Raw genomic sequence first — 21,008 nt, 5'->3', positions numbered from 1 at the left:
TTGAGTTATGAGTTTTTGCCTCTGTTGCGAGGGATACTGACAACAGATAACTCACAACAGACAACCGATTAGTCGTTCTTATATAATACCCCGGCCTTTTCTGCCGACATTTTAATACCCTTAATCATAGCAGAGCTGAAACCATTATGTTCCATCTCGTTAAGCCCGGCAATGGTACAGCCTTTAGGCGAAGTTACCTTGTCAATTTCCTGTTCTGGGTGTGATGCCAGTTGCAATAACAGATCAGCAGCTCCTTTAGCAGTCTGTGCAGCCATTTTAAGCGCATCATGTGCATGGAAGCCAATTTCGGTACCACCTTGCGATGCTGCACGGATAGAGCGCAGGAAAAAGGCTATACCACAGGCACAAAGTGCCGTGGCCGAAGTCATCAATTCTTCATTGATCTGGATGCTTACACCCACAGTATCAAACATTGATTTAACCAACGCCAGGTTTTCTGCCGATGCATTGCTGGTAGCCAAGCAGGTCATAGACTGGCCGATGGCAATAGCTGTATTCGGCATAGCACGCACCACTTCGATATCAAAACCTAAATGGTTGCATACATCCTGGCAAGAAACGCCTGAGATGATCGATATTAATAAATGTTTTTCCGGATTAAGCGATGGTTTTATTTCATCTAATACCTTATTCAATTGTTGGGGTAATACGGCTAGCACTACAATGTCGGCCTTAGTTACAGCTTCGGCATTGTTTGCAGTAGTGTTGTAACCCAGTTCTGCATAAGGTTGCAGGGCAGTCGCGTTACGGCGCGTAAGCGTAATATCTACAGGCTTAAATATTTCGGCTTTTACAAGGCCTTTTGCTAATGAGAGGCCTATGTTACCGCTACCTAAAACGGTTATATGTTTTGTATCCATGTTTATTTGCTTAAACGTGTGCCAAATGGCTCATTCTTTTGCAAGGTACTTAATTCATCGGCCTTGCCAATAATTACCGCTTTTACACCACATGATATTGCGGTAAATGCATTATCCAATTTGGGCAGCATGCCGCTGTGGATGATCTGCTTTTCTTTTAATTCTTCGTATCGTACCGGGTCAATCTCGCGGATCAACGAATCTTCGTCATTAACATCGTGCAGCACACCTTTTTTCTCGAAGCAATAGATCAGCGTAGTTTCGTAATGTTTAGACAACGCAACTGCAAGTGCAGAGGCAATGGTATCTGCATTGGTATTCAGCATTTGACCTTCACCATCGTGGGTTAAGGCCGAAAATACAGGTGTGAACCCGGCTTCCATTAAACGGCCGATGGCATCGGCATCAACAGAATTATCTTTAATATCTCCTACAAAACCATAATCAATTGTTTTTACCGGGCGTTTTACCGCACGGATAAAATTACCATCGGCGCCGGTTAAGCCAATGGCATTGGTGCCAAAACGTTGTAGTTGAGCAACTATATTTTTATTGATTAACCCGGCATAAACCATCGTAACCACACGCAGGGTTTCAATATCAGTAATGCGGCGGCCATCTACCAGTTTCGATTCGATGCCTAAAGTCTCAGACAATTGCGTAGCTACCTTACCACCACCATGTACCAAGATCTTATGGCCTTCTAAAGCTGTAAAATCTTTCAGAAAATGATATAAATTCTCAGAGTTATCTATCACATTGCCACCAATTTTGATGACATGAAGTGGACCCCTCCCGGCCTCCCCTGAAGGGGAGGTGATAATATCTTTATTTGTACTCATTATTTAGCTAAGAATGAATTAATTATAGGGAATTCCTTTTCAGGTTCTTCCACTTGTGGGTTATGGCCCGATTTTTCGAACATTACAAACTGTGCTTGCGGGCAGTATTCTTTATATTTTACCATCATCCAGGGCACAGCCACACGATCGTAACGGCCACCGATGATAAGTACGGGCATTTTCAGATCTTTCAACTGTTTGCGATAGTCGAATGTGCCGATGTCGCTGCCTACAATGAAGTCGCCATCTTTACCCACCATTTGGTAGTAAAGTTTGCTATTCATTGAGTTGGGATATTGCTTTTTGCCCCGGCCTTCAAATTTAGAAGGGTTGTAGGCATACAGGAATCCGTAAGGAACCTGGCCGTAAACGTCCTGGTGTTTAGCGTCGCTTGATATAGCGCCTTGCTCACGCAGTTCACTCAGCTCTTTCCAAACTTCCGGGTAGTTGGTTTTAATCTCGCGGTTCGAATTATCGTCGTTTTCCTGCCACATTACAAAACTATGGAAGGTATCGGCCAATATCAGGTGGCTTAAATGATCTGGATATTTAATGGCATAGCCTTGTGCAACTACACCACCATAAGAATGGCCTAAAACAGTGATCTTGTCTAAATGCAATGCTTTGCGCAAACCTTCAATATCTTCAATATCACGCTCTAAAGTGTACTCGCTTACTACTTTGGCAGTATCAGATTTACCACGGCCAAATGCATCGAAGTAAATTAACTGGTGATGATTATCAGCTAACGGGTCAAAACTTCTTAAGCCAACATGCGCACCGCCCGGGCCGCCGGCAATGAAAATAATAGGGTCGCCTTCGCCAACGGTAACCACCCAAAGTTTGGCACCATTTACGGTTATGTACTTGCCATCAGTCCAACTGTCAACAGGTTTTTGCTGGGCTAAAGTGGTCAGGCTTAGTAATAGTCCTGTCAGTAATAAGTAAATGTTTTTCATTTGTATTTAAATCGCGGCTAAAATACTAATTATGCATAATCAATTTCATAAAATTGGTTTTTATGAAACATAAGTTTGCCGTAGGGGTTAAAACTGTGACAATCAAATTTTAAAATAGCTGTATCTACCTATATGAATTTATCAGAAACCACACCCGGGCTACCGAGAATTGTAATTGTTGGCGGCGGGTTTGGCGGCATCCAGGTTGCTAAAAGATTAAAAGGTAAACCTGTAGAGGTTATCATGTTGGATAAGCATAATTACCACACCTTCCAGCCTTTACTTTACCAGGTGGCTATGGGGGCCATAGATGGCGATTCTATTGGTTTTCCAATCCGCAGGATGTTTCACAATCAGAAGAATTTCACTTTTCACTTGGCCGAAGTTCAAAAGGTTAATGCAGAAACCAATACGGTTACAGCCAATATTGGCGATATTAAATACGATTACCTAGTGATTGCTACCGGTGCCAACACCAACTTTTTCGGTAATAATGAAGTGGAGCATTTCAGTATGCCGATGAAAAATATTCCGGAGGCGCTGAATATCCGCAGCTTGATATTGCAGAATCTTGAGAAAGCATTGGTAACGAGCGACCCTGAAGAAGCCAAAGCCTTGCTGACCTTTGTGGTAGTAGGAGGTGGGGCAACAGGTGTGGAACTGGCAGGTGCTTTAGCCGAAATGCGCTTACACATGCTGACAGCTGATTATCCGCAGCTAACACCTGATAAAATGCGTGTTTATGTGGCGGAAGGTAAACCCGAATTGTTAGGTGCTATGTCGCCGCAGGCATCAGCCAAAGCCAAAAAGTATCTTACTGAAAAAGGTGTAATTATTTATAACAATGTACACGTACAGCATTATGATGGCGATTGCGTGAGTATTGATAATGGCGTAAAAATTAAAACCCGTAACGTGTTCTGGGCTGCAGGAGTGAAGGGTGAAGTTCCTGAAGGTATTCCTCCTGAAATTATTGCACGTGGGCAACGTATCCAAACTGATGAAATAAACCGCATTAAAGGTTTTCAGAATGTATTTGCCATAGGCGATGTGGCCTTGGTAACTACTGCCGAAACTCCTAACGGCCATCCGGGCGTAGCACAGGTGGCTATACAGCAAGGTAAAACGCTGGCTAAAAATTTGATGAACCTCATTAATAATAAACCTACACAAGCCTTTAAATATGAAGATAGAGGTACACTGGCAACCGTCGGCCGTAATCAGGCTGTAGCCGATTTAGGTAAATTGAAATTTCAGGGCTTTTTTGCCTGGGTGCTTTGGGTTATCGTGCACATTATTTCACTGGCCGGTTTCAGTAATAAACTAATCGTGTTTTTTAGCTGGGCTATCAATTATTTTACTAAGAATAGCGACAACCGTTTAATCGTGAGGTTCTTTGATAATAAAACAATGATGGTTGATCCAATTTCTAAATAACTAAATCCTGATTTTATTGTTATGCATGAAAATACTGCGTAACAATAAAATTAAAGGATGGATTTATTTGTAATTATAGCCTTATTGGTAATTGTAAGTGCGGGTTATTCATATATCAATGCCCGCTTTATAAAGCTCCCGGTTACCATAGGCATTATGACTATCGGTACACTGGTTTCTATCCTGATCATTATTCTTGATCGTTTTAACCCAGCCTTCCAAAAATACCTCACTGCGCTTGCTAAGAATATCGATTTCTCTGAAGCGGTATTGAATATTATGCTCGGCTTCTTGCTCTTCGCCGGCTCGTTTAATATTGATACCAATAAGCTGAAACGTGAAATGCGGCCTGTATTGCTGTTGAGCACCATCAGCGTAATTTTATCTACCGCGGCTTTCGGCTTCCTGTTTTATTATGGCATGCGTGTGTTTGACATTAAAGTGCCGCTTATTTATTGTTTCTTGTTTGGCGCGGTTGTGTCGCCCACAGATCCGGTTGCTGTATCGGCAATAATTGGTAAATCTAAACTACCCTCACATCTCGGAACCATTATTACCGGCGAATCGTTATTTAACGATGGGGTGGGGTTAGTGCTTTTTATTACCATATTGGAAATCATAGAAACCAATACTACCAAAATAGATGTTATGCAAACCATTATATTATTTTGCCGCGAAGTGTTTGGTGGAATTGCATTAGGTTTAATTTGCGGCTATTTTGTTTATCGATTAATGAAATCGATTATTGATTTTCAAACCATTGTATTGTTATCGCTGGCGTTAGTAATGGGGATTTCTGTAATAGCCACTTATGTGCATTTGTCGGTACCATTGGCAGTAGTCTCGGCAGGTATTTTGATGGGGGTGCGTTCTATCAATACTTCAAATAAGGAAACCTCACATCAATCACTCGAACGATTCTGGAAACTGATTGACGAGATTTTGAATACCATTTTATTTGTAATGATAGGCCTACAGATTATCGAGCTGCCTTTTCTAAATAATTACTGGATCACCGGCTCTGTTTCTATTGTATTGATATTGGTCGCCCGGTGGATCAGCATTGCTTTGCCGCTTACGTTCTTAAGGCAATCGCTCAACATCAAATACGCAGATGTAAAGGTTTTAACCTGGGCAGGTTTACGGGGAGGGATTTCAATTGCACTAGCTTTATCCTTACCACATAACAGGTATCGTTACATCGTGCTGGCAGGCAGCTATTTTATAGTATTGTTTTCGGTAATTGTACAGGGCTTATCGCTTAATACGCTAATTGGAAGGAATTACAAAAAAGACGAGGAGTTACCTTCCTGATTCTTTAGCCATATAAGCGGCAATTTCACGCTCGTTAGTATCCGTGCTTTTACCCAAAGTATTGATGATATTTTCCTTTTCGAATGGCGTTTTATTTTGGCTTAATTTCTTTTGCCCTTGCAAATCATCAACCACAATGTTGAAGGCGGTAATACCTTTGGCCATTTTGGCTTTGAAATCTAAAGGTAGCTTAGTCCATTGCTCCAGATAAACGATATCGTTATAGAAACGGATCATCTCTTCGAGCATTACCAGCTTAGCTTGCTCGTCCTCAATCAATTCTACTTTACCATAAGCATGTACCGCAAGGTAATTCCAGGTGGGTACGCTTAATTCTTTTTCGTAGTGGATGGGAGAAATGTAGGCATGGGGCTCAGTGAAAATCACCAAAACCCGCTCATTTAATAATGTTTTAGACTGAGGATTAGCCAACGAGATGTGCGAATTGAGGATCAACTGCTCATCGCGTTGCTTTATAGTAAAGGGAACATGCGTAGCTATAGGCAAACCATTTTCGGTAGTAATCAGCGTACCAAAGCTATAACGTTTGATAAAATCAATTGCTTCCTGCTGGTCGCTGATCCGAAAATTGTTTGGTATGTACATGTTTACAAGCTTTGCAGCATTTCTTTTAGCACAGCCTGTGCTGCCCACACCCGGTTACCCGCTTCGTGGATCACTACAGAACTGTCGCTATCTAAAATCTCGTCGCTTAGCTCAACATTGCGCCTAACGGGCAGGCAATGCATTACTTTGGCATCGTTAGTTGGTTTCAGTTTATCTAAGGTAAGCATCCAGTCTTCATTACCCGGTAAAACCTGGCCGTAAGGCTCGTAAGCCGACCAGTTTTTTACATAGATAAAATCTGCATCTTTTAAAGCTTCGTCCTGGTTATCAGTAATAGTAGCACCATTGGTAAAATCGGTATTCAGCTCATAACCTTTTGGGTGAGCAATAACGAAATCAACGTCGGCTTTACACATCCACTCGGCAAACGAGTTTGGTACTGCTTGTGGCAATGCCTTAACGTGTGGTGCCCAGGTTAAAACCACTTTAGGGCGAGTCTTGGTTTTTAATTCTTCAATAGTAATTAAATCGGCCAGACTTTGCAGCGGGTGGCGGGTAGCTGATTCCAGACTTACCACAGGTACGCCGCAATATTTAACAAACTTATTGAAGATAGATTCGCTGTAATCCTCATCACGGTCTTTTAAACCGGGGAATGAACGGATACCGATGATATCACAATATTCACCCATCACGGCAGCGGCTTCTTTAATGTGCTCAACAGAGCCGCCATTCATAATAGCGCCGTCTTGCAGTTCTAAAGCCCAGCCTTCTTTATCCATGTTAAGCACAATTACGTTCATGCCTAAGTTTAAAGCTGCTTTTTGTGTGCTTAAGCGGGTACGCAAGCTTGGGTTAAGGAAAACTAAACCAATGGTTTTATTTTTACCCAAATCCTGAAATGCATACGGATTTTGTTTAAGCTTTAAGCCTTCGGCCACAAGCTCGTTGATATTGGTTACGTCGTTTACAGAAGAAAAAAGTTTCATAAACCCTATCCTGATCCCCGAAGGGAGATTAAATATTATTTTACTAAAGTAGAAAATGCCTCTAAGAACCTATCAGCATAAGCTTTGGTTAAGTTAAGCGCAGGTAACAAACGGATTACGTTTGGTTTAGCTTCGCCGGTAAAAATGTGGTGCTTAAACAGCAGGTCTTTTTTAACGTTGCTTAACTCGGCAGGTAAATCAATACCGATCATTAAACCGCGGCCGCGTACTTCTTTAACTTCGCTGAATTTCTTCAACTCTTCAATTAGATATCCGCCAACTTCGGCTGCATTTTGCATCAGCTTAAATTCAGACATTTCTTCCAATACAGCCAATGCAGCAGCGCAAGCCAAATGGTTGCCGCCGAAGGTTGTACCCAACATGCCATAGGCCGGTTTAATTTTAGGCGCAATGCTAATAGCTCCGATAGGGAAACCATTGCCCATGCCTTTAGCCATGCTGTAGATATCGGCATTTACACCGGCAAAATCGTGTGAATAGAATTTACCTGTACGGCCATAACCGCATTGTACACTATCGGCAATAAATACGGCGTTATGGGTGTCGCACAAACTACGGATCTTTTGCAGGAAGCTTTCTGTAGCTACCTGGATACCGCCAACACCCTGGATACCTTCGATAATTACTGATGAGATCTCATCTTTGTGATCGATAAAAGCTTGCTCCAACGCCGCTTCGTCCAACCATGGTAAAAAGATTACGTTAGGCGTCTCGTTAATCGGTGCAACAATCTTAGGGTTATCGGTAACTGCAACAGCTAATGATGTACGACCGTGAAATGAACCTGTAAATGCAATTACTTTCTTTTTACTGTTGTAGAAAGAAGCCAGTTTCAAAGCATTCTCATTAGCTTCGGCACCAGAGTTACATAAGAATAACTGATAATCTGTTTTACCAGAAACCTCTCCCAATTTCTCGGCCAGTTGCTTTTGCAACGGGATTTCGATAGAGTTCGAGTAGAAACCGATTTGATGTAACTGATCTTCCAATCGTTTTACATATCGTGGGTTAGTGTGGCCTATAGAGATAACAGCGTGACCGCCATACAAGTCAAGGTACTCGGTACCTTTATCATCAAAAACCAAACTACCTTTTCCCTTAACGATGTTTATCGGATTGATAGGGTACACATCAAACAAATTCATTTTATAGTAGAGTTAATTGTTAAAAGTTAAAAAGCCACAGCTTTTAGGTTCAATCCCGACTTCTCGTCAAGACCAAATAGTAAATTCATATTTTGTACTGCCTGACCAGATGCGCCTTTAAGTAGGTTATCCATAATGCTGATAATGAAAAGCTTATTGCCTTTCTTTTGAACCTGGATAAAGCACTTGTTGGTGTTTACAATCTGTTTCAGATCGATGTTACGGGTGCTAACGTGTGTAAACGGATGACCAGCGTAATATTCGGTATAAAGATTAACAGCTTCTTCTTCAGTTAAATCACTGTTCAGATACATCGAAGCAATGATTCCACGGGTAAAATCACCACGGTAAGGAATAAAGTTTATATCCTGATCGAAGTTATTTTGAAGCTGTGTAAGCGATTGTCTGATCTCCTTTAAATGCTGGTGGTCAAATGCCTTGTAAACAGATAGGTTATCGTTTCTCCATGTAAAGTGCGATGTAGGGGCGAGGCTTTGGCCAGCGCCTGTTGAACCTGTAGTAGCTGTAATGTGTACTTCGTTGTTCAGTATGCCTTTAGCGGCTAATGGTAATAGGCCTAATTGTAAGCAGGTTGCAAAGCAACCCGGGTTAGCGATATTAGATGCTTTTTTAATAGCATCGCGGTTTAATTCGGGCAAACCATAAATGAAGTTACGAGTTGCGGGTTGCGAGTTTTGAGTTGCCTCGTATGAAATAGACGACTTTTCTGTATGGCGAAAATCCTGGCTCAGATCAATGATCTTAACACTTGCCGGGAAAGGATTTGCATCTAAAAACTTACGTGCATCACCATGGCCAACGCATAAAAATAATACGTCGATATTAAAGTTGTACTCACCTGTGAACTTCAGTTCGGTTTCACCGAAAAGATCAGTGTGTACTTCGTAGATATAGTTACCGGCGTTACTGTTGCTGTGTATAAAAGCAATTTCTACCGATGGGTGATTAATAAGGATCCGTAATAACTCGCCGCCGGTATAACCCGCACCGCCAATAATTCCGGCTTTTACCCCCCGGCCTCCGCCGATAGGCGGAGAAGGGAATATTGTATTTTGATCAGACATATTGTCTTTTTATTTAAGAGTAATTATTTTACTCCCCCTTCAGGGGGCTGGGGGGCTACTGAGCCCCGTTTACTTTATGATAGATCATTACCTGGTTACCGAAGATTTTAGAGAAACCTTTAACATCTTCGCCGCTCCATGAGTTGTTCATTTCGCCATAAGTACCAAACTTGTTCGACATTAAATCGTGATCAGACTCGATACCGGTAACCTGGAAACGGTAAGGGAACAGTTCAACAAACACAATACCACTTACTTTATCCTGTGTGCTGGTCAGGAAAGCTTCGATATCGCGCATAATCGGGTCGTGAAACTGACCTTCGTGCAACCAGTTACCGTAGAAAGATGATAACTGATCTTTCCATGAAAGCTGCCATTTGGTTAATACATGTTTCTCCAGTGTATGGTGAGCTTTGATAATTACCATCGGTGCAGCAGCTTCGAAACCTACACGGCCTTTAATACCAATAATGGTATCACCAACGTGAATATCGCGGCCAATGCCGTAAGGTTGTGCAATTGCTTGTAAAGCCTGGATTGCTTTAGTAGGGTGGTTGTAAGTTTCGCCATCGATACCAACTAATTCGCCTTTTTCAAAAGTAAGGCTTAATTTTTTAGGCTCACTTTCTGTAACCTGTGTAGGCCATGCTTCTTCAGGTAAACCTAAGTTAGAAGTAAGGGTTTCTTTACCACCTACAGATGTTCCCCAAATACCTTTATTGATAGAGTATTTAGCTTTTTCGAAGTTCATCGCCACACCATGCTCTTTCAGGTAAGTGATTTCTTCTTCGCGGCTTAATTTAAGGTCGCGGATAGGGGTAAGGATCTGGATTCCCGGAACCAGGATATTGAAGATCATATCAAACCTAACCTGGTCGTTACCCGCGCCTGTTGAGCCGTGTGCTACATACTCAGCACCAATTTCTTTAGCGTAGTTGGCAATAGCAGTTGCCTGGCTAACACGCTCTGCACTTACCGATAGTGGGTAGGTGTTGTTTTTTAATACGTTGCCATAAGTTAAAAAGCGAACGCAGGTATTGTAAAAGTTTTCGGTTTCGTCAACCACGTGGTGTGAGGTAACGCCCATTTTAAAAGCACGCTCTTCAACGCCTTTTAATTCTTCGTCGCTAAAACCGCCTGTGTTTACAATTACCGAGTGGACTTCAAGGCCCAGATCCTGCGTTAAATAGATGCAGCAAAATGACGTGTCTAAACCGCCGCTATACGCAAGTACTACTTTTTTCTTCATGGTTTGTATTAATCAAAAAGTTTGTGAATAAGGGCAGATACCCCTAAAATGGTTATTACTTTAGTTGAACGCCTTAAAATGGCATTCTCGATACGCTCTAACAAAGTGGCTTTGTGCGCTATTTTTTTGAATTTTTCTTCTTCATTCTTTTGCTTGTCGGCAGGGTCGTAAAGCATGGCGGTGCACATGCAGTTTTTACGATCTTTGCTCATCAAAATATCGTAGTTAACGCAACTGCGGCAGCCTTTCCAAAACTCTTCGTCCTGGGTAAGTTCAGAGTAGGTAACCGGTTCGTAACCCAGTTCTGAGTTAATTTTCATTACGGCCAGCCCGGTTGTTAAACCAAATATTTTCGCTTCAGGATATTTCATACGAGACAGCCCGAACACTTTGTGCTTGATAGCCTTAGCCAGACCGGCTTTTCTGAATTCGGGATTAACGATCAGGCCCGAGTTGGCCACAAAATCGCCGTGGCTCCAGGTTTCTATATAGCAAAAACCTGCCCATCTGCCATCATGATGGAAAGCGATAACCGCCTTTCCCTCAAGCATTTTATTAGCCACATACTCTGGCGATCGCTGTGCTATACCAGTGCCGCGTGCTTTCGCAGACTCAGCCATTTCTATTGTAATTTGCTCTGCAAAATCAATATGCTTCTCTGAGGCTACTATAATGTCAAAATCTTTTATGGTCATTGAATAAACCCTTTAAACGGTGGCTTTTATGCCGTAAGTAAACAATTTGTTTTAGGGAGAAAAGTGTTTTTACACTTTATGGGTAAAGATGGATGCAGCATCTTAAGCTACATTCAAACCCGGGGGATAAAGATCCGTCGTCGTGACGGTGTAATAACAAAATCAGTTAAACTCAAAACAGCAGCAACAGGAGCAAAATTTGCTCTGTAAGCCGGTCTATTTAAGTTTTGAACGTTCATTTTTATATGCGTTTTGCTGTTTTGTAATTTTGTGCAAATTATTGCATTATTTTTTTCTTATGCAAGTAAAAAATACGATAGTTTAATAATAGGTTTTTAACCTGACATACTATCTTGTACAAGTATACTTTAAAATAGCCTCCTGAATGTTTTTGATGTATTAATATATCGTTAATTTAACAGAATAGCAGGCGCTCGGCTGGTTGTTATGGGGCGTTTCCTTTCAGGCCGGGCTTTCCACTTATACGCCTGCCCCCAAGTGCAATGTCCATAGTGCGGGCCTTACACACAAGCCGGTACCCGTTTCAATCCCTAACCCAAATAAATTTTTATTACGCTGCTATAAATATTAGTAAAAACCGGTTACTTTGTATTTCAAATATGTCGGTATTTATAGCTTCATTAAATTCGGGTAGTAATGGTAACTGCTATTACGTGGGAAATCAGCACGAAGCTGTATTGATTGATGCCGGTATATCATGCCGGGAGACCGAGAAACGCATGGCCCGTATCGGCTTATCTATGAGCAAGGTGAAAGCCATATTTATATCACACGAGCACTCCGATCATATTTCCGGCGTACCTGTTTTGGCTAAGAAGTATCAACTGCCGGTTTATATTACGCCCCGAACTACGTTTACAGGCAGGCAATTTTTAAATGCGCAAATGGTTTATCCGTTTGTAGCTTATCAGCCTATCCGTATCGGTGAACTTACTATTACCGCTTTCCCTAAATTTCATGATGCTGCCGAACCACACAGTTTTGTGGTAAGCTGTAATGAAATTAATATTGGTGTAATAACCGATATTGGCAGTGCCTGCGAGCACGTGATCCGCAACTTTGCGCAATGCCATGCTGCTTTTCTGGAAGCTAACTATGATGAGCAAATGCTGACCAACGGGCGTTACCCATATCACTTAAAACGTAGGATAAGCGGAGGAAGGGGCCACTTATCAAACACCCAGGCACTCGAGCTTTTTATCAAACATAAGCCTGCTTATATGAGCCATGTGTTGCTGTCGCATTTATCGAAAGATAATAATGACCCGCAACTGGTTAAAGAAATGTTTAATGAACATGCCGACGGTACCGAAATTATTGTGGCTTCGCGCTACCAGGAATCGGCGGTTTATGAGATAGGAGAGCTTGTATCAACTGTTACGGTTCCTCACCACCAGTTTGTACCAGAGTATATACAATACTCATTGTTCCAATAGTTGGAAACAATGAGTATTGATTTATAGTGATGTTTTCTTAGAATTTTCTTTCCTCGTAAGCCGGAGAAGGTTTAGCATAAATTGCCATCATCAATAACAGAATTCCTAAAATTACCTGTGGCCAAAATACAATGTTACAGAAGCCATAAAGAAATGGTGAAACCAATAACCAAAAGCCTACAAATCCATTCAGGAATGAGTGCAAAGGCATTGGAAGTACCTTCATAATACCCAATTCATAATTGCTGAAAATGGCCATGATAATTTGCATCGCGCCTAAAAAAACAGGGATAAATAAGGCAGCGCTGCTGATGTTGTAGTAACCGAATAACCACGGTGATGCAATAAGAATAATACCGGTGATATAATCTAATGCGCCGATAAGTTTGGTTGAAATAAATCCGTTGTCCATAGAGTTTAATATTTGAAATTGTATTTGCAGATTAAGCTTTTGTTTCAACGCAAATATCTGTCCTTTGTTCCGAATTTTTAAGTCTTATTTCGGCTTATTTTTACACCGTCACCCAATATTTACACATTTACTATTTCGAATTCGATTGTTGCTTCATTGCTATTAAAACTCAATGGTATGGCTTCAAAGCCGGGCACATAATTAAATATCCTGCCGTTTGTAGTGGGTAATGTAATAAATGGTTGATCTGCTGATATTTTAACCGAAGCCAATTCTTTCGTTATACTAATCGCCTTATTGTTTATGGCTGTAACTTTCTCGGTCGATTTAGAAATTACTGGAACGATGATCTTTACCTGTCCGTCAAATTCACCTTTATCGTATTTAAACCGGATACTTGTTTTTTGATGATCGAAATGATAAGACACCTGGCAATTAATAATTGTTGATGGATCAGCCTGGTCTTTATCTACCAATTTAGAGAATGTATTGATAGTGACTTGATCCGGATTTTGGTCTATTTCCGTCCGCGCATTCAGGTCGCTGATATTCATGTAAAGCTTGTCGCCTGTTCGTAGTTCAATACGTGGGGTTAAAGCCATTGAATGCGGATCATTATCAGCCTGTTGGTTACCGGCCTCAAAAATCTGGTACTCATTCATACCCCCCGAAAGTATTGAACCTGTTTTAGCGTGCCATAGTGTAGTTAAAGCTCCACCGGTAGCATGGCCGTTTTTAGTTTTTTTATATTCTTTATCGTATCCAGTTATCGTAGCCTTAAATCCACTCTTAGCCACTAAATAAGTTTGTGTATCTTCCATAAACCGGCTGCCATAATTGTTTTCGCGTGGGAGTGAGACTTTAGCAATATCGACCGGTTTCTGCGATTTGCTGTAATCTAATACAGTAGTAAGCGCTTTAATGTGCGAAAACGTGTGATGCACACAAACCGGCACCTGATGAGCTGCATAATGCGGGCCACCCTGCAATAACCCGTTAACGGTTAATTGCTGCATTAGCTGCGTGTTGCGCAAGGCTGCTTTGTAAAATCTGGGGTCGCGGTCAGCCATTAAAGCGTAGGCAGTTTGGCATCCATCTGATGTACGGCTGCCCCAATAGGTCCATTTGTAGTTTCGGGTTCCCCAGCTATTGTCCCAGCCACCATCGGGCAACATAAATTCCAAATGGGCTTGCATAGATTGGGTTACGGCATCCAAAACTTCATTGTCGTTATTCAACAGTCCGTACATAACCAGTGCAGGCAATGATTCTTCAACATTGTAACCCAGATCGATAGAGTAGCAGCCTTTTTTGCTTGGTGTGATAATATCTCCTTCACCATAAAGTAGTTTGTTTTTGGGCGAAAAATACTTCAGCGCTTCATACGCCAGTTCTTTACCACGCTGCTTAAACTTCGGATTGTCTAAAACTGTACCTAATAATGATAGGCCGTAAGAGGCAGTTACCGGGTAATTGATATTGCCATAAGCGATATTGAAATTATTATAGATATAATCTCCGGCTTTAACCAAGCGTTCTGATATTCTTGATTTTAAAGTACTATCAACCAGGTTGCCATGATTTTTCAACGTTTCGGCCAGTGCGATAGACGCAAATACGGTAGTCCCTTTCCATGACCCGGTCACCGGTTCGTTTAACCATGAACCGTCTGGCTGGCTAACCCTGCGTTCAATCCATTCGTACAATAAATTGGCAGCATCGCTGTATTTGCTATTTTTTGTTTTAGCGGCAAGGTAAAAGAGCGGATAGATGGTATCACCAACGCGTCCATGCACAGCTTGGTCTGCGGTGCAATAAATGCCGCCGTAATCAAGCGTGCGGGACGTATCCAGTACTTGTAAAGCTAATAAGGCATCAGCCCACTGTTGTACAAGGTGTTGGCTTAAGGCATATAAATCATTTGATGGGGCAGGCGGGCCTAATGCAAAGCTTTTGCTAAGGCTGGCAACACCCATTAGGCTTAAACCACCAATAGCAGTGGTTTTAATAAAATTTCTTCTCGAATAATCAGACACAGGCAGATTGGTTTATTTAGGATATTGAATGCTATATTCAATTTGCTACTGCCTAAATTAAAGTTTCTTAACCTTTTTGGCGTTTGTGTATCACCTTTTTTTACGATAACGATGTAGATCGCAGGATGATTTGGTGAATGCAGATTTTCAGGAATTCATATATAGTTATGGAGCTACAAAGCTATAGGTTACAGTTGTATTATAAGTACCTGCGGGTTTACCCAATAGCTGCGGCGAATTAGCAGCAGGTATTGAATATCTCACATTCAAGGCTTTATCTACCGCAGGCACAAACCCCGATAATATTTTTTGACCAGTTGCCGATAAGCTTACTGTTGTAAAACTACCTGCATAAGCAGGCATTGGTGCAATGGTAATTACACCAACCGGTATGGTATTGGTTCCGTTGCTTAAGGTGCTGCTGCTGGCTTTTACGTATACATCAAATGGGTTGGTGTTACTTAATGTGAGATGGCCGGCTGCATCGGCAAAAATTCCGTTAACGTAATCGCTCGAACCGGTATAATTGAGGTTAATGTCAGTTTGATTTACTTTTAGTTCCGACAGGTCACTTACGGTAATAGTAAGCGGGCAGCTTAACGTTTGCGTGGTTGCAGTAGGTGTGGTTTGTGCATCAAAAATTTCGAAGTTAACCGAAGTGGTATAAGTCCCCTTTTGCAAAAAAGCTGCTTTTAAATTGGCAGGGGTAATGCTTAGGGTAATTACATTGGTTTGCAGGTTGTTGGTTGGCACACTTAAACCGGTGGCCAAATTGGTAAATGATGTGCCCCCGGTAATGGTAGAGCCGGTTGTTGGCGATGTCATTTGGCCGGATAATCGTGTAGTTGCAGCGCCGGGATCCGTAGCGCCAGAGTAACCATTACTATATGAAAATGCAGATGCATTATTTTTTAACCTGATACCATAAGGCACTGTAGTCGTTGTGGCAATGCCATACGTGCCCGACAGGGTAGTTGTACGGTAATAATTAAGTGAATTTACAGTGAGCGCTATGCTGGTTGGTGTGGGTGTTACAGCAATAAAAGAAGCCACATTAACGGTTAACGAGCCGACAGTAGGATTTAATGTACCAGGTGGCAGGGCTACGGCGCTGGCTGCAAAAGTTAAATCGGTGGTGTAAGAGCCAGCTACCCATGTAGTGGCGTTAACGTTGCTTAAGGTTGCATACCTGAGGTTTATAGCCCCGGTTGCTATTGCACTAAGTACCGATGTATAAATGTTTTGTGCCGAGTTTGATAGCGTTATGGTTGGAGAGGTGCTGAGCACATTGAGTAAACTGCCGCCAGTGCCAATAATTTTAACCGTAAATAATCCGGGGGATAATCCAGTTCCGCCGCCGGTTCTTGCCAGTATCCCGGCTGCTGATTTTACGGATATGGTAGGTGCAAGTGCAATAACAGGGGCTGTATAAACAGTTGTTGCATTATCTACACTAAGAGGCGAGGCGTTTGTAATATTACTCGAAGTAATGTTAAAAACCACCTGTGCGTAAGCATGTTGAACTGTAAATATTAATACAGAACAGATGCAGGCACTAATTCGTAAAGTCCACTTCTTTTTTTGCAACTTTTAAATTTGTTTCGTCTCCGGCATCTAACAGGGCAACCAGTAAATAATGCCCGGTGAGTGTAATTGGCAGGTCTACATAAATTACCTGTTCGTCATTAGGCAACATGCTGATGGCTTTTGCAGGTATTTTAAATTCATCGCCCGTGTTTTTATTGGTAACCTCAAAGCTGATGAAACCATCAGTCATAACCTCTCCACGGTTTTTAACCTTAACAGCAACACGGTGTACCTGTATATTACCAGCGGCTTTTACACCGGCATTATAAAAAGCCAGAAAATCAAGGTCTTTTTTGCTGATAAGCGGAGCGGTGTAATAAACATGGATACCAAACTCCAGCTTTACAATAACACCTATAGCTGCGTGTGTAGCTGATGTTTTGGCATTAGCTTGCTCATTAATCTGCGTTAAAAATAGCATGGAATGGGTTACTGCATTGGCCGGTAAATCTGCCGGTACATGCATGGTTACGGTAACCTGTTGTTTAGAGCCCGGTGGTATTTCTACTACGCTGGGTGTAACCTCCAGCCATTTGGCATTTGATAAGGCCTGTGAGCCGGCGGGGTAGTATTTCTTTTCGCCAATACTATCGCGTCCCCAATCCATCAGCGATGCTTTGAATGAGAGGGCTGTAGTACCTGTATTAGTTAAAGTTACCTGCTGGGTTAGTTCTTGTCCCTTTTCGCCGGTAAAAAACATGCGTGAGGGGCTAATAGAGATAGCCTGGGCCAGCGTATGCCGGCCTTCGGCTACCATTAGAAACATCATTACAAAAAAACACCAGCAATGCCTTAGCTTACTTAAGCGCTTGTGGTGTTTTTTTATTTCTTGCATAACAGTTAATATGGGTTAGGTTAAATTATTGGGTAATAGTATAAGTTACTGTTGTGGTGTAAGTGTCGGCCTTTTTACCAAGCAGGGCAGATGTTGTTGATACCGATGATGGCACGGTGTAATTAACATCGAGCAGTTTCAATAAACCAGGCGTAGCGCTGGTAACCAAAGCCGCATTAGTAGTACTTAAACCAGAAGCAGTTGTTGGCACAGCACCAAGCGTGGTGTTGTTACCGGTTGTTGGTAAAGCTACTGTTAAGACAGAGGGGTCTAACACGTCTGTATTAGCGCCTGTACCTGCAAGGTTACCGGCTGCTTTTACATTTAATGTGTAAGGTTGATTACTGGTTACCGTAAGGTGGCCGGGCATGGCAACGGTTACTCCATTTTGATAATCAGACGCGTTGTTGAAGTTGATGTTAACGTCGCTATTGTTGACGGTTAGCGCCAAAATATCAACCAATTTTACGTGTACACTGGTGGTACCGGTTACCTGAGCTTTAGCTACACCAAAGCATGCCAAAATAATTGACAATGAGATTGTTAAGAATTTTTTCATTTTGAAATAATTAAGGATTTTTGATAAACATTTATAAATTAACTTTCGTACAAGCACATAATTTTTTACGGGTTTGATTTTATTTCCTAAATAAAATTTCCGTTTTGATACTCAAGATTATTTGCTTTGAACCGATTTAAACTCTTTCTTTTTTTATTGATTTTTATTGAGTTTCCCTTCTACTCATTTAGCCAATCTACTGGGGTATCGTGTTCATTTATTTCTGATACTGTAGTAGTTGGTTACGGGCAAACTTTCTCAAATAAAATCAGGTTCGAGAATAAAACCAGCCAGGCAATAACCCTTTTTCAGAGCACTACTACGGCCGACGTTTTGTTAAAGTTACCCGACACGGTTCGGCTGAACCCGGGAGCATCAGCTACTTTCCCTGTAAAATATTTCGCATCACAGGCTTTATTATCGGGTAGTGCAGGCGGTATAAAAGTGGGTTACACCAACCAGTTGAACGGACAAAAAGTAGAGGCTTTTTTTATGGTAAAGGTTAATCAGCCCAACAAAATTTTCATCAATTTGCCCGAACCCATTGTGTATTTAAATAGTGTAACGGGGCTGGCAAACTTTAAGCTGCATTGTGCCAACAGAGGGTTTTCATCAGTAAATGTTAATCTAAAATTGACTATAAATCCATCTGGAATACAGATAGTTACACCAATTAGGAATATTGTGCTTGATGCAAGCTCTGATCAAATGATAGAATTTGAAGCCAAACTTTTGAGTGGAAATACCAACTATTCTACCAATTATAATGTAACGATTGAATGTACAGATGATAATGGAAACAGCCTGGCAATAGCCACATTGCAGATTGCCGAAATTGGTAATAATAAACGCGAACAGACTGCCGCAACCGGCCAGTATTTTAACCAGTTAAGCAACACTGCCGAGCTGAGTTATACGGCTATAAACCGTTCTTATTCATTTTATTCATTCTTGGCAAACGGTAACATTGCCCCAAATGCCGACAGCCACCTGGGCTATAATCTTAATTTGAACTACTATGATAAGCAACATGCATTAGACGGATACAATACCTGGTTAAATTATAATAACAAGTATTTCGGTGTTACGGTAGGCAACCTGATGGAGAGCCTTGATTATTCCTTATTTGGCCGCGGGGCAAAGGCATCTGTTTTCCTGGATCAGCATAACAGCGTCGATCTGTATTATGTGCAAAATAGTTATGTATTGTTTTCGCAGCTGCTTAACCAATATCCGGGTTCAACCATATTTGCCGCGAGCTATAATTTTATCAATGCCGGTAATATGGCCAGGGTATCGTTACTGTACAGCCATAATCCTTTAACCGGTGTAGATACACGCTTTACCAATGGTTACATGCATTTTGCGTTAAAGGGTAACCAGCGTTTAGATGTTAAGGCAGGTTACAGTAACGAGCAGGAACCATCAACAGGCGAATCGCACAACGGTGTTGCCGGTGGTTTTGTTTACAGTTACAGGCCAACCCGGTGGGATCTTAGTCTCAACAATTATTACAGTTCGGCTTATTACAGTGGCTTACAGCGCGGCACTACGCAGTTAGATAACTTTTTGGGCTATCATTTTACACCTAAAACAACTCTGTTTGGGCACTACGAGTTAATTAAAAATTCGCCTAAATATCTGATCGATACCTTAACCATCGCCGGCTTTTATAATAATACGCTGAAGTATGAGCTGGGGCTTAACCTAAATTTCAGAGCACTAAATATTACTCTACATCCTTATTGGTATAAGCAGGATATTAACCAAACTTATAGTACGCAATATATCCAGGTTAACGGGCCTTTGTCATCAAAATCAATCAGAACTGGTCTCGATATCAATTATGCATTAGGCCGTGGCCAGCAACTTACGGCACTAACAGATTTTGGTTATACCCGAAGCGATAATCCGCAGCTTACCAATCAGCATTATACAGGCTTCCGCATCAATACCAATTACTTTAACAAATGGTGGGGCATGAGTGTGCTGCTTCAGAACGCACCGTACTACCTGGCCGAAGAAATTGCTACCACCTACAATAACCAAAAGCAGCGCTATCACAATTATTCATTCGGGCCCAATGTTCATTTCACGGCATTCAATAACAAGTTAAGTGTTTCGGCTAATGATTATCTCAACTTTACCAGCTACAACATTAAACGGAATAATGCTTTAAATGGGCAGGTATATTACAGGGTTAAAGGCGGCTGGCAGCTTTCTGGTCAGGTTTTTTATAATACTTACCCGTCTTACGTAAACAGTTACAACCTGCAAACCAGGGTAGGGATAAGCAAGCAATTTATCAGAACCAGTACGCCAGGCACACATAGCTTGCAATTACAGTTCTTTGATGACGAAAATAACGACGGCATTTTCAACAGCAATGATAAAGCAATTGAAGGCCTCGTTATTAATATAGCGGCCGAAAAAAGTACAAACAACAGCGATCTAACCACCATTAGTGATAAAAGCGGAGTAGTTAAATACAGCAATCTGCAAAATGCGGTGTATGAGCTATCGGTTGTGCGCGGCAACGGCTGGCACCTGGCGCAAAAGCTAACGGTAGATCTTGTGCATAATCAAAAAATGATGATCCCTTTGGTGCGTAGTGGCTGGTTAAAAGGAGTGATAACACCGGTTAAACAAGAGTATACAACAAGCAAACCTAATTTAGAGGGCCTTAGAGTGGTTGCCGTTGATGATAAAAACCAAACATTTACCACCCTTACCAATGAATTTGGCGAATTTGAGCTGGCATTACCGGTAAACAATTATCGTATTAGTGTTGATGTAGACAATCAAAAGTATTCGATAAGTAACCCCAACCAGGTAGTTTTTATTGATCAGAAGGTTAAAAAAGAGGTCACATTCAGCCTCGTTGATCAAGCCCATAAAGTAATTGTTAAACAGTTTTAAAACAAATGAAAATTTATTT

General features: G+C 41.6%; 18 protein-coding genes. 4 read left to right on the top strand and 14 right to left on the bottom strand.

What is annotated here, in order from left to right; genetic code table 11:
- Positions 1-68: 68 nt before the first annotated feature.
- Genes proC through PQO05_RS16095 form a run of 3 tightly spaced genes read right to left on the bottom strand, consistent with a single transcriptional unit; the run spans position 69 to position 2,682 of the window.
- Positions 69-881 carry a pyrroline-5-carboxylate reductase gene (proC, locus tag PQO05_RS16105; RefSeq protein WP_273628406.1) on the bottom strand — a complete coding sequence of 271 codons (813 nt, stop codon included), beginning with the start codon at positions 879-881 and terminating at the stop codon, positions 69-71.
- A 2-nt stretch (positions 882-883) separates the two neighbouring features.
- On the bottom strand, positions 884-1,723 hold the full coding sequence (argB, locus tag PQO05_RS16100; RefSeq protein WP_273628405.1) for an acetylglutamate kinase: 840 nt from the start codon (positions 1,721-1,723) through the stop codon (positions 884-886).
- Positions 1,723-2,682, bottom strand: coding sequence for an alpha/beta fold hydrolase (locus tag PQO05_RS16095; protein WP_273628404.1), 960 nt, complete (start codon positions 2,680-2,682; stop codon positions 1,723-1,725). Before PQO05_RS16095 ends, argB begins: the two co-directional genes overlap by 1 nt.
- Positions 2,683-2,814: 132 nt before the next feature.
- Between PQO05_RS16095 and PQO05_RS16090 the strand changes: the two genes are divergently transcribed.
- Positions 2,815-4,119, top strand: a complete 1,305-nt coding sequence (locus PQO05_RS16090; protein ID WP_273628403.1) for an NAD(P)/FAD-dependent oxidoreductase — start codon at positions 2,815-2,817, stop codon at positions 4,117-4,119.
- Positions 4,120-4,176: 57 nt separating this feature from the next.
- Entirely contained in the window at positions 4,177-5,433 is a 1,257-nt protein-coding gene (locus PQO05_RS16085; RefSeq protein ID WP_273628402.1) for a cation:proton antiporter, read from the top strand.
- Here the strand turns inward: PQO05_RS16085 and PQO05_RS16080 are convergent.
- From PQO05_RS16080 to PQO05_RS16055, 6 genes are read right to left on the bottom strand one after another with little or no spacing between them, the layout of a single operon-like run.
- Positions 5,422-6,039, bottom strand: a complete 618-nt coding sequence (locus PQO05_RS16080) for an FMN-binding negative transcriptional regulator (RefSeq protein ID WP_273628401.1) — start codon at positions 6,037-6,039, stop codon at positions 5,422-5,424. The two genes, PQO05_RS16085 and PQO05_RS16080, sit on opposite strands and share 12 nt — an antisense overlap.
- 2 nt (positions 6,040-6,041) lie before the next feature.
- Positions 6,042-6,989, bottom strand: coding sequence for a Rossmann-fold NAD(P)-binding domain-containing protein (locus tag PQO05_RS16075; RefSeq protein WP_273628399.1), 948 nt, complete (start codon positions 6,987-6,989; stop codon positions 6,042-6,044).
- A gap of 35 nt (positions 6,990-7,024) precedes the next feature.
- Complete coding sequence (locus PQO05_RS16070; protein ID WP_273628398.1) at positions 7,025-8,155, bottom strand: aspartate aminotransferase family protein; 1,131 nt, start codon at positions 8,153-8,155, stop codon at positions 7,025-7,027.
- A gap of 26 nt (positions 8,156-8,181) precedes the next feature.
- The gene (gene argC, locus PQO05_RS16065) at positions 8,182-9,240 is read right to left on the bottom strand and encodes an N-acetyl-gamma-glutamyl-phosphate reductase (protein WP_273628397.1); all 1,059 of its coding nucleotides are present in this window, start codon (positions 9,238-9,240) and stop codon (positions 8,182-8,184) included.
- A 55-nt stretch (positions 9,241-9,295) separates the two neighbouring features.
- Positions 9,296-10,489 carry an argininosuccinate synthase gene (gene argG / locus PQO05_RS16060; protein ID WP_273628396.1) on the bottom strand — a complete coding sequence of 398 codons (1,194 nt, stop codon included), beginning with the start codon at positions 10,487-10,489 and terminating at the stop codon, positions 9,296-9,298.
- A gap of 8 nt (positions 10,490-10,497) precedes the next feature.
- Positions 10,498-11,184: a GNAT family N-acetyltransferase gene (locus tag PQO05_RS16055; protein WP_273628395.1), complete on the bottom strand. Its 687-nt coding sequence runs from the start codon at positions 11,182-11,184 to the stop codon at positions 10,498-10,500.
- 620 nt (positions 11,185-11,804) lie between these two features.
- On the opposite strand from PQO05_RS16055, the gene PQO05_RS16050 reads away from it, so the two are divergent.
- The gene (locus PQO05_RS16050) at positions 11,805-12,641 is read left to right on the top strand and encodes an MBL fold metallo-hydrolase (protein ID WP_273628394.1); all 837 of its coding nucleotides are present in this window, start codon (positions 11,805-11,807) and stop codon (positions 12,639-12,641) included.
- Positions 12,642-12,678: 37 nt separating this feature from the next.
- On the opposite strand, the gene PQO05_RS16045 is transcribed toward PQO05_RS16050, so the two are convergent.
- The 5 genes from PQO05_RS16045 to PQO05_RS16025 form a co-directional block, all read right to left on the bottom strand.
- Positions 12,679-13,053: an SPW repeat domain-containing protein gene (locus tag PQO05_RS16045; RefSeq protein ID WP_273628393.1), complete on the bottom strand. Its 375-nt coding sequence runs from the start codon at positions 13,051-13,053 to the stop codon at positions 12,679-12,681.
- 119 nt (positions 13,054-13,172) lie between these two features.
- Entirely contained in the window at positions 13,173-15,089 is a 1,917-nt protein-coding gene (locus PQO05_RS16040; protein ID WP_273628392.1) for an ulvan lysase-like protein, read from the bottom strand.
- A 165-nt stretch (positions 15,090-15,254) separates the two neighbouring features.
- Entirely contained in the window at positions 15,255-16,676 is a 1,422-nt protein-coding gene (locus PQO05_RS16035) for a hypothetical protein (protein WP_273628391.1), read from the bottom strand.
- A complete protein-coding gene (locus tag PQO05_RS16030) occupies positions 16,645-17,511 on the bottom strand; it encodes an Fn3-like domain-containing protein (RefSeq protein WP_273628390.1) in 867 nt (288 codons plus the stop codon). The genes PQO05_RS16035 and PQO05_RS16030 overlap by 32 nt, the downstream gene beginning before the upstream one ends.
- A gap of 25 nt (positions 17,512-17,536) precedes the next feature.
- The gene (locus PQO05_RS16025; protein WP_273628389.1) at positions 17,537-18,070 is read right to left on the bottom strand and encodes a hypothetical protein; all 534 of its coding nucleotides are present in this window, start codon (positions 18,068-18,070) and stop codon (positions 17,537-17,539) included.
- A 156-nt stretch (positions 18,071-18,226) separates the two neighbouring features.
- Here PQO05_RS16025 and PQO05_RS16020 point away from each other — a divergent pair, with 156 nt between their 5' ends.
- Positions 18,227-20,989 (top strand): SdrD B-like domain-containing protein, encoded by a 2,763-nt coding sequence (locus tag PQO05_RS16020; RefSeq protein ID WP_273628388.1) that lies wholly within the window; start codon positions 18,227-18,229, stop codon positions 20,987-20,989.
- Positions 20,990-21,008: the final 19 nt, after the last annotated feature.

Origin of the sequence: Mucilaginibacter jinjuensis, from assembly GCF_028596025.1 — a bacterium.
GTDB classification, from domain to species: domain Bacteria; phylum Bacteroidota; class Bacteroidia; order Sphingobacteriales; family Sphingobacteriaceae; genus Mucilaginibacter; species Mucilaginibacter jinjuensis.
The sequence above is the reverse complement of the archived record's forward strand: the minus strand, read 5'-3'. Positions and strand labels throughout refer to the sequence as shown.

What these genes read in the sequence shown, in the direction of transcription:
- proC (WP_273628406.1), bottom strand. Translation starts at nt 881, where the DNA reads ATGGATACAAAACATATAACCGTTTTAGGTAGCGGTAACATAGGCCTC.
- argB (WP_273628405.1), bottom strand. Translation starts at nt 1,723, where the DNA reads ATGAGTACAAATAAAGATATTATCACCTCCCCTTCAGGGGAGGCCGGG.
- PQO05_RS16095 (WP_273628404.1), bottom strand. Translation starts at nt 2,682, where the DNA reads ATGAAAAACATTTACTTATTACTGACAGGACTATTACTAAGCCTGACC.
- PQO05_RS16090 (WP_273628403.1), top strand. Translation starts at nt 2,815, where the DNA reads ATGAATTTATCAGAAACCACACCCGGGCTACCGAGAATTGTAATTGTT.
- PQO05_RS16085 (WP_273628402.1), top strand. Translation starts at nt 4,177, where the DNA reads ATGGATTTATTTGTAATTATAGCCTTATTGGTAATTGTAAGTGCGGGT.
- PQO05_RS16080 (WP_273628401.1), bottom strand. Translation starts at nt 6,039, where the DNA reads ATGTACATACCAAACAATTTTCGGATCAGCGACCAGCAGGAAGCAATT.
- PQO05_RS16075 (WP_273628399.1), bottom strand. Translation starts at nt 6,989, where the DNA reads ATGAAACTTTTTTCTTCTGTAAACGACGTAACCAATATCAACGAGCTT.
- PQO05_RS16070 (WP_273628398.1), bottom strand. Translation starts at nt 8,155, where the DNA reads ATGAATTTGTTTGATGTGTACCCTATCAATCCGATAAACATCGTTAAG.
- argC (WP_273628397.1), bottom strand. Translation starts at nt 9,240, where the DNA reads ATGTCTGATCAAAATACAATATTCCCTTCTCCGCCTATCGGCGGAGGC.
- argG (WP_273628396.1), bottom strand. Translation starts at nt 10,489, where the DNA reads ATGAAGAAAAAAGTAGTACTTGCGTATAGCGGCGGTTTAGACACGTCA.
- PQO05_RS16055 (WP_273628395.1), bottom strand. Translation starts at nt 11,184, where the DNA reads ATGACCATAAAAGATTTTGACATTATAGTAGCCTCAGAGAAGCATATT.
- PQO05_RS16050 (WP_273628394.1), top strand. Translation starts at nt 11,805, where the DNA reads ATGTCGGTATTTATAGCTTCATTAAATTCGGGTAGTAATGGTAACTGC.
- PQO05_RS16045 (WP_273628393.1), bottom strand. Translation starts at nt 13,053, where the DNA reads ATGGACAACGGATTTATTTCAACCAAACTTATCGGCGCATTAGATTAT.
- PQO05_RS16030 (WP_273628390.1), bottom strand. Translation starts at nt 17,511, where the DNA reads ATGCAAGAAATAAAAAAACACCACAAGCGCTTAAGTAAGCTAAGGCAT.
- PQO05_RS16025 (WP_273628389.1), bottom strand. Translation starts at nt 18,070, where the DNA reads ATGAAAAAATTCTTAACAATCTCATTGTCAATTATTTTGGCATGCTTT.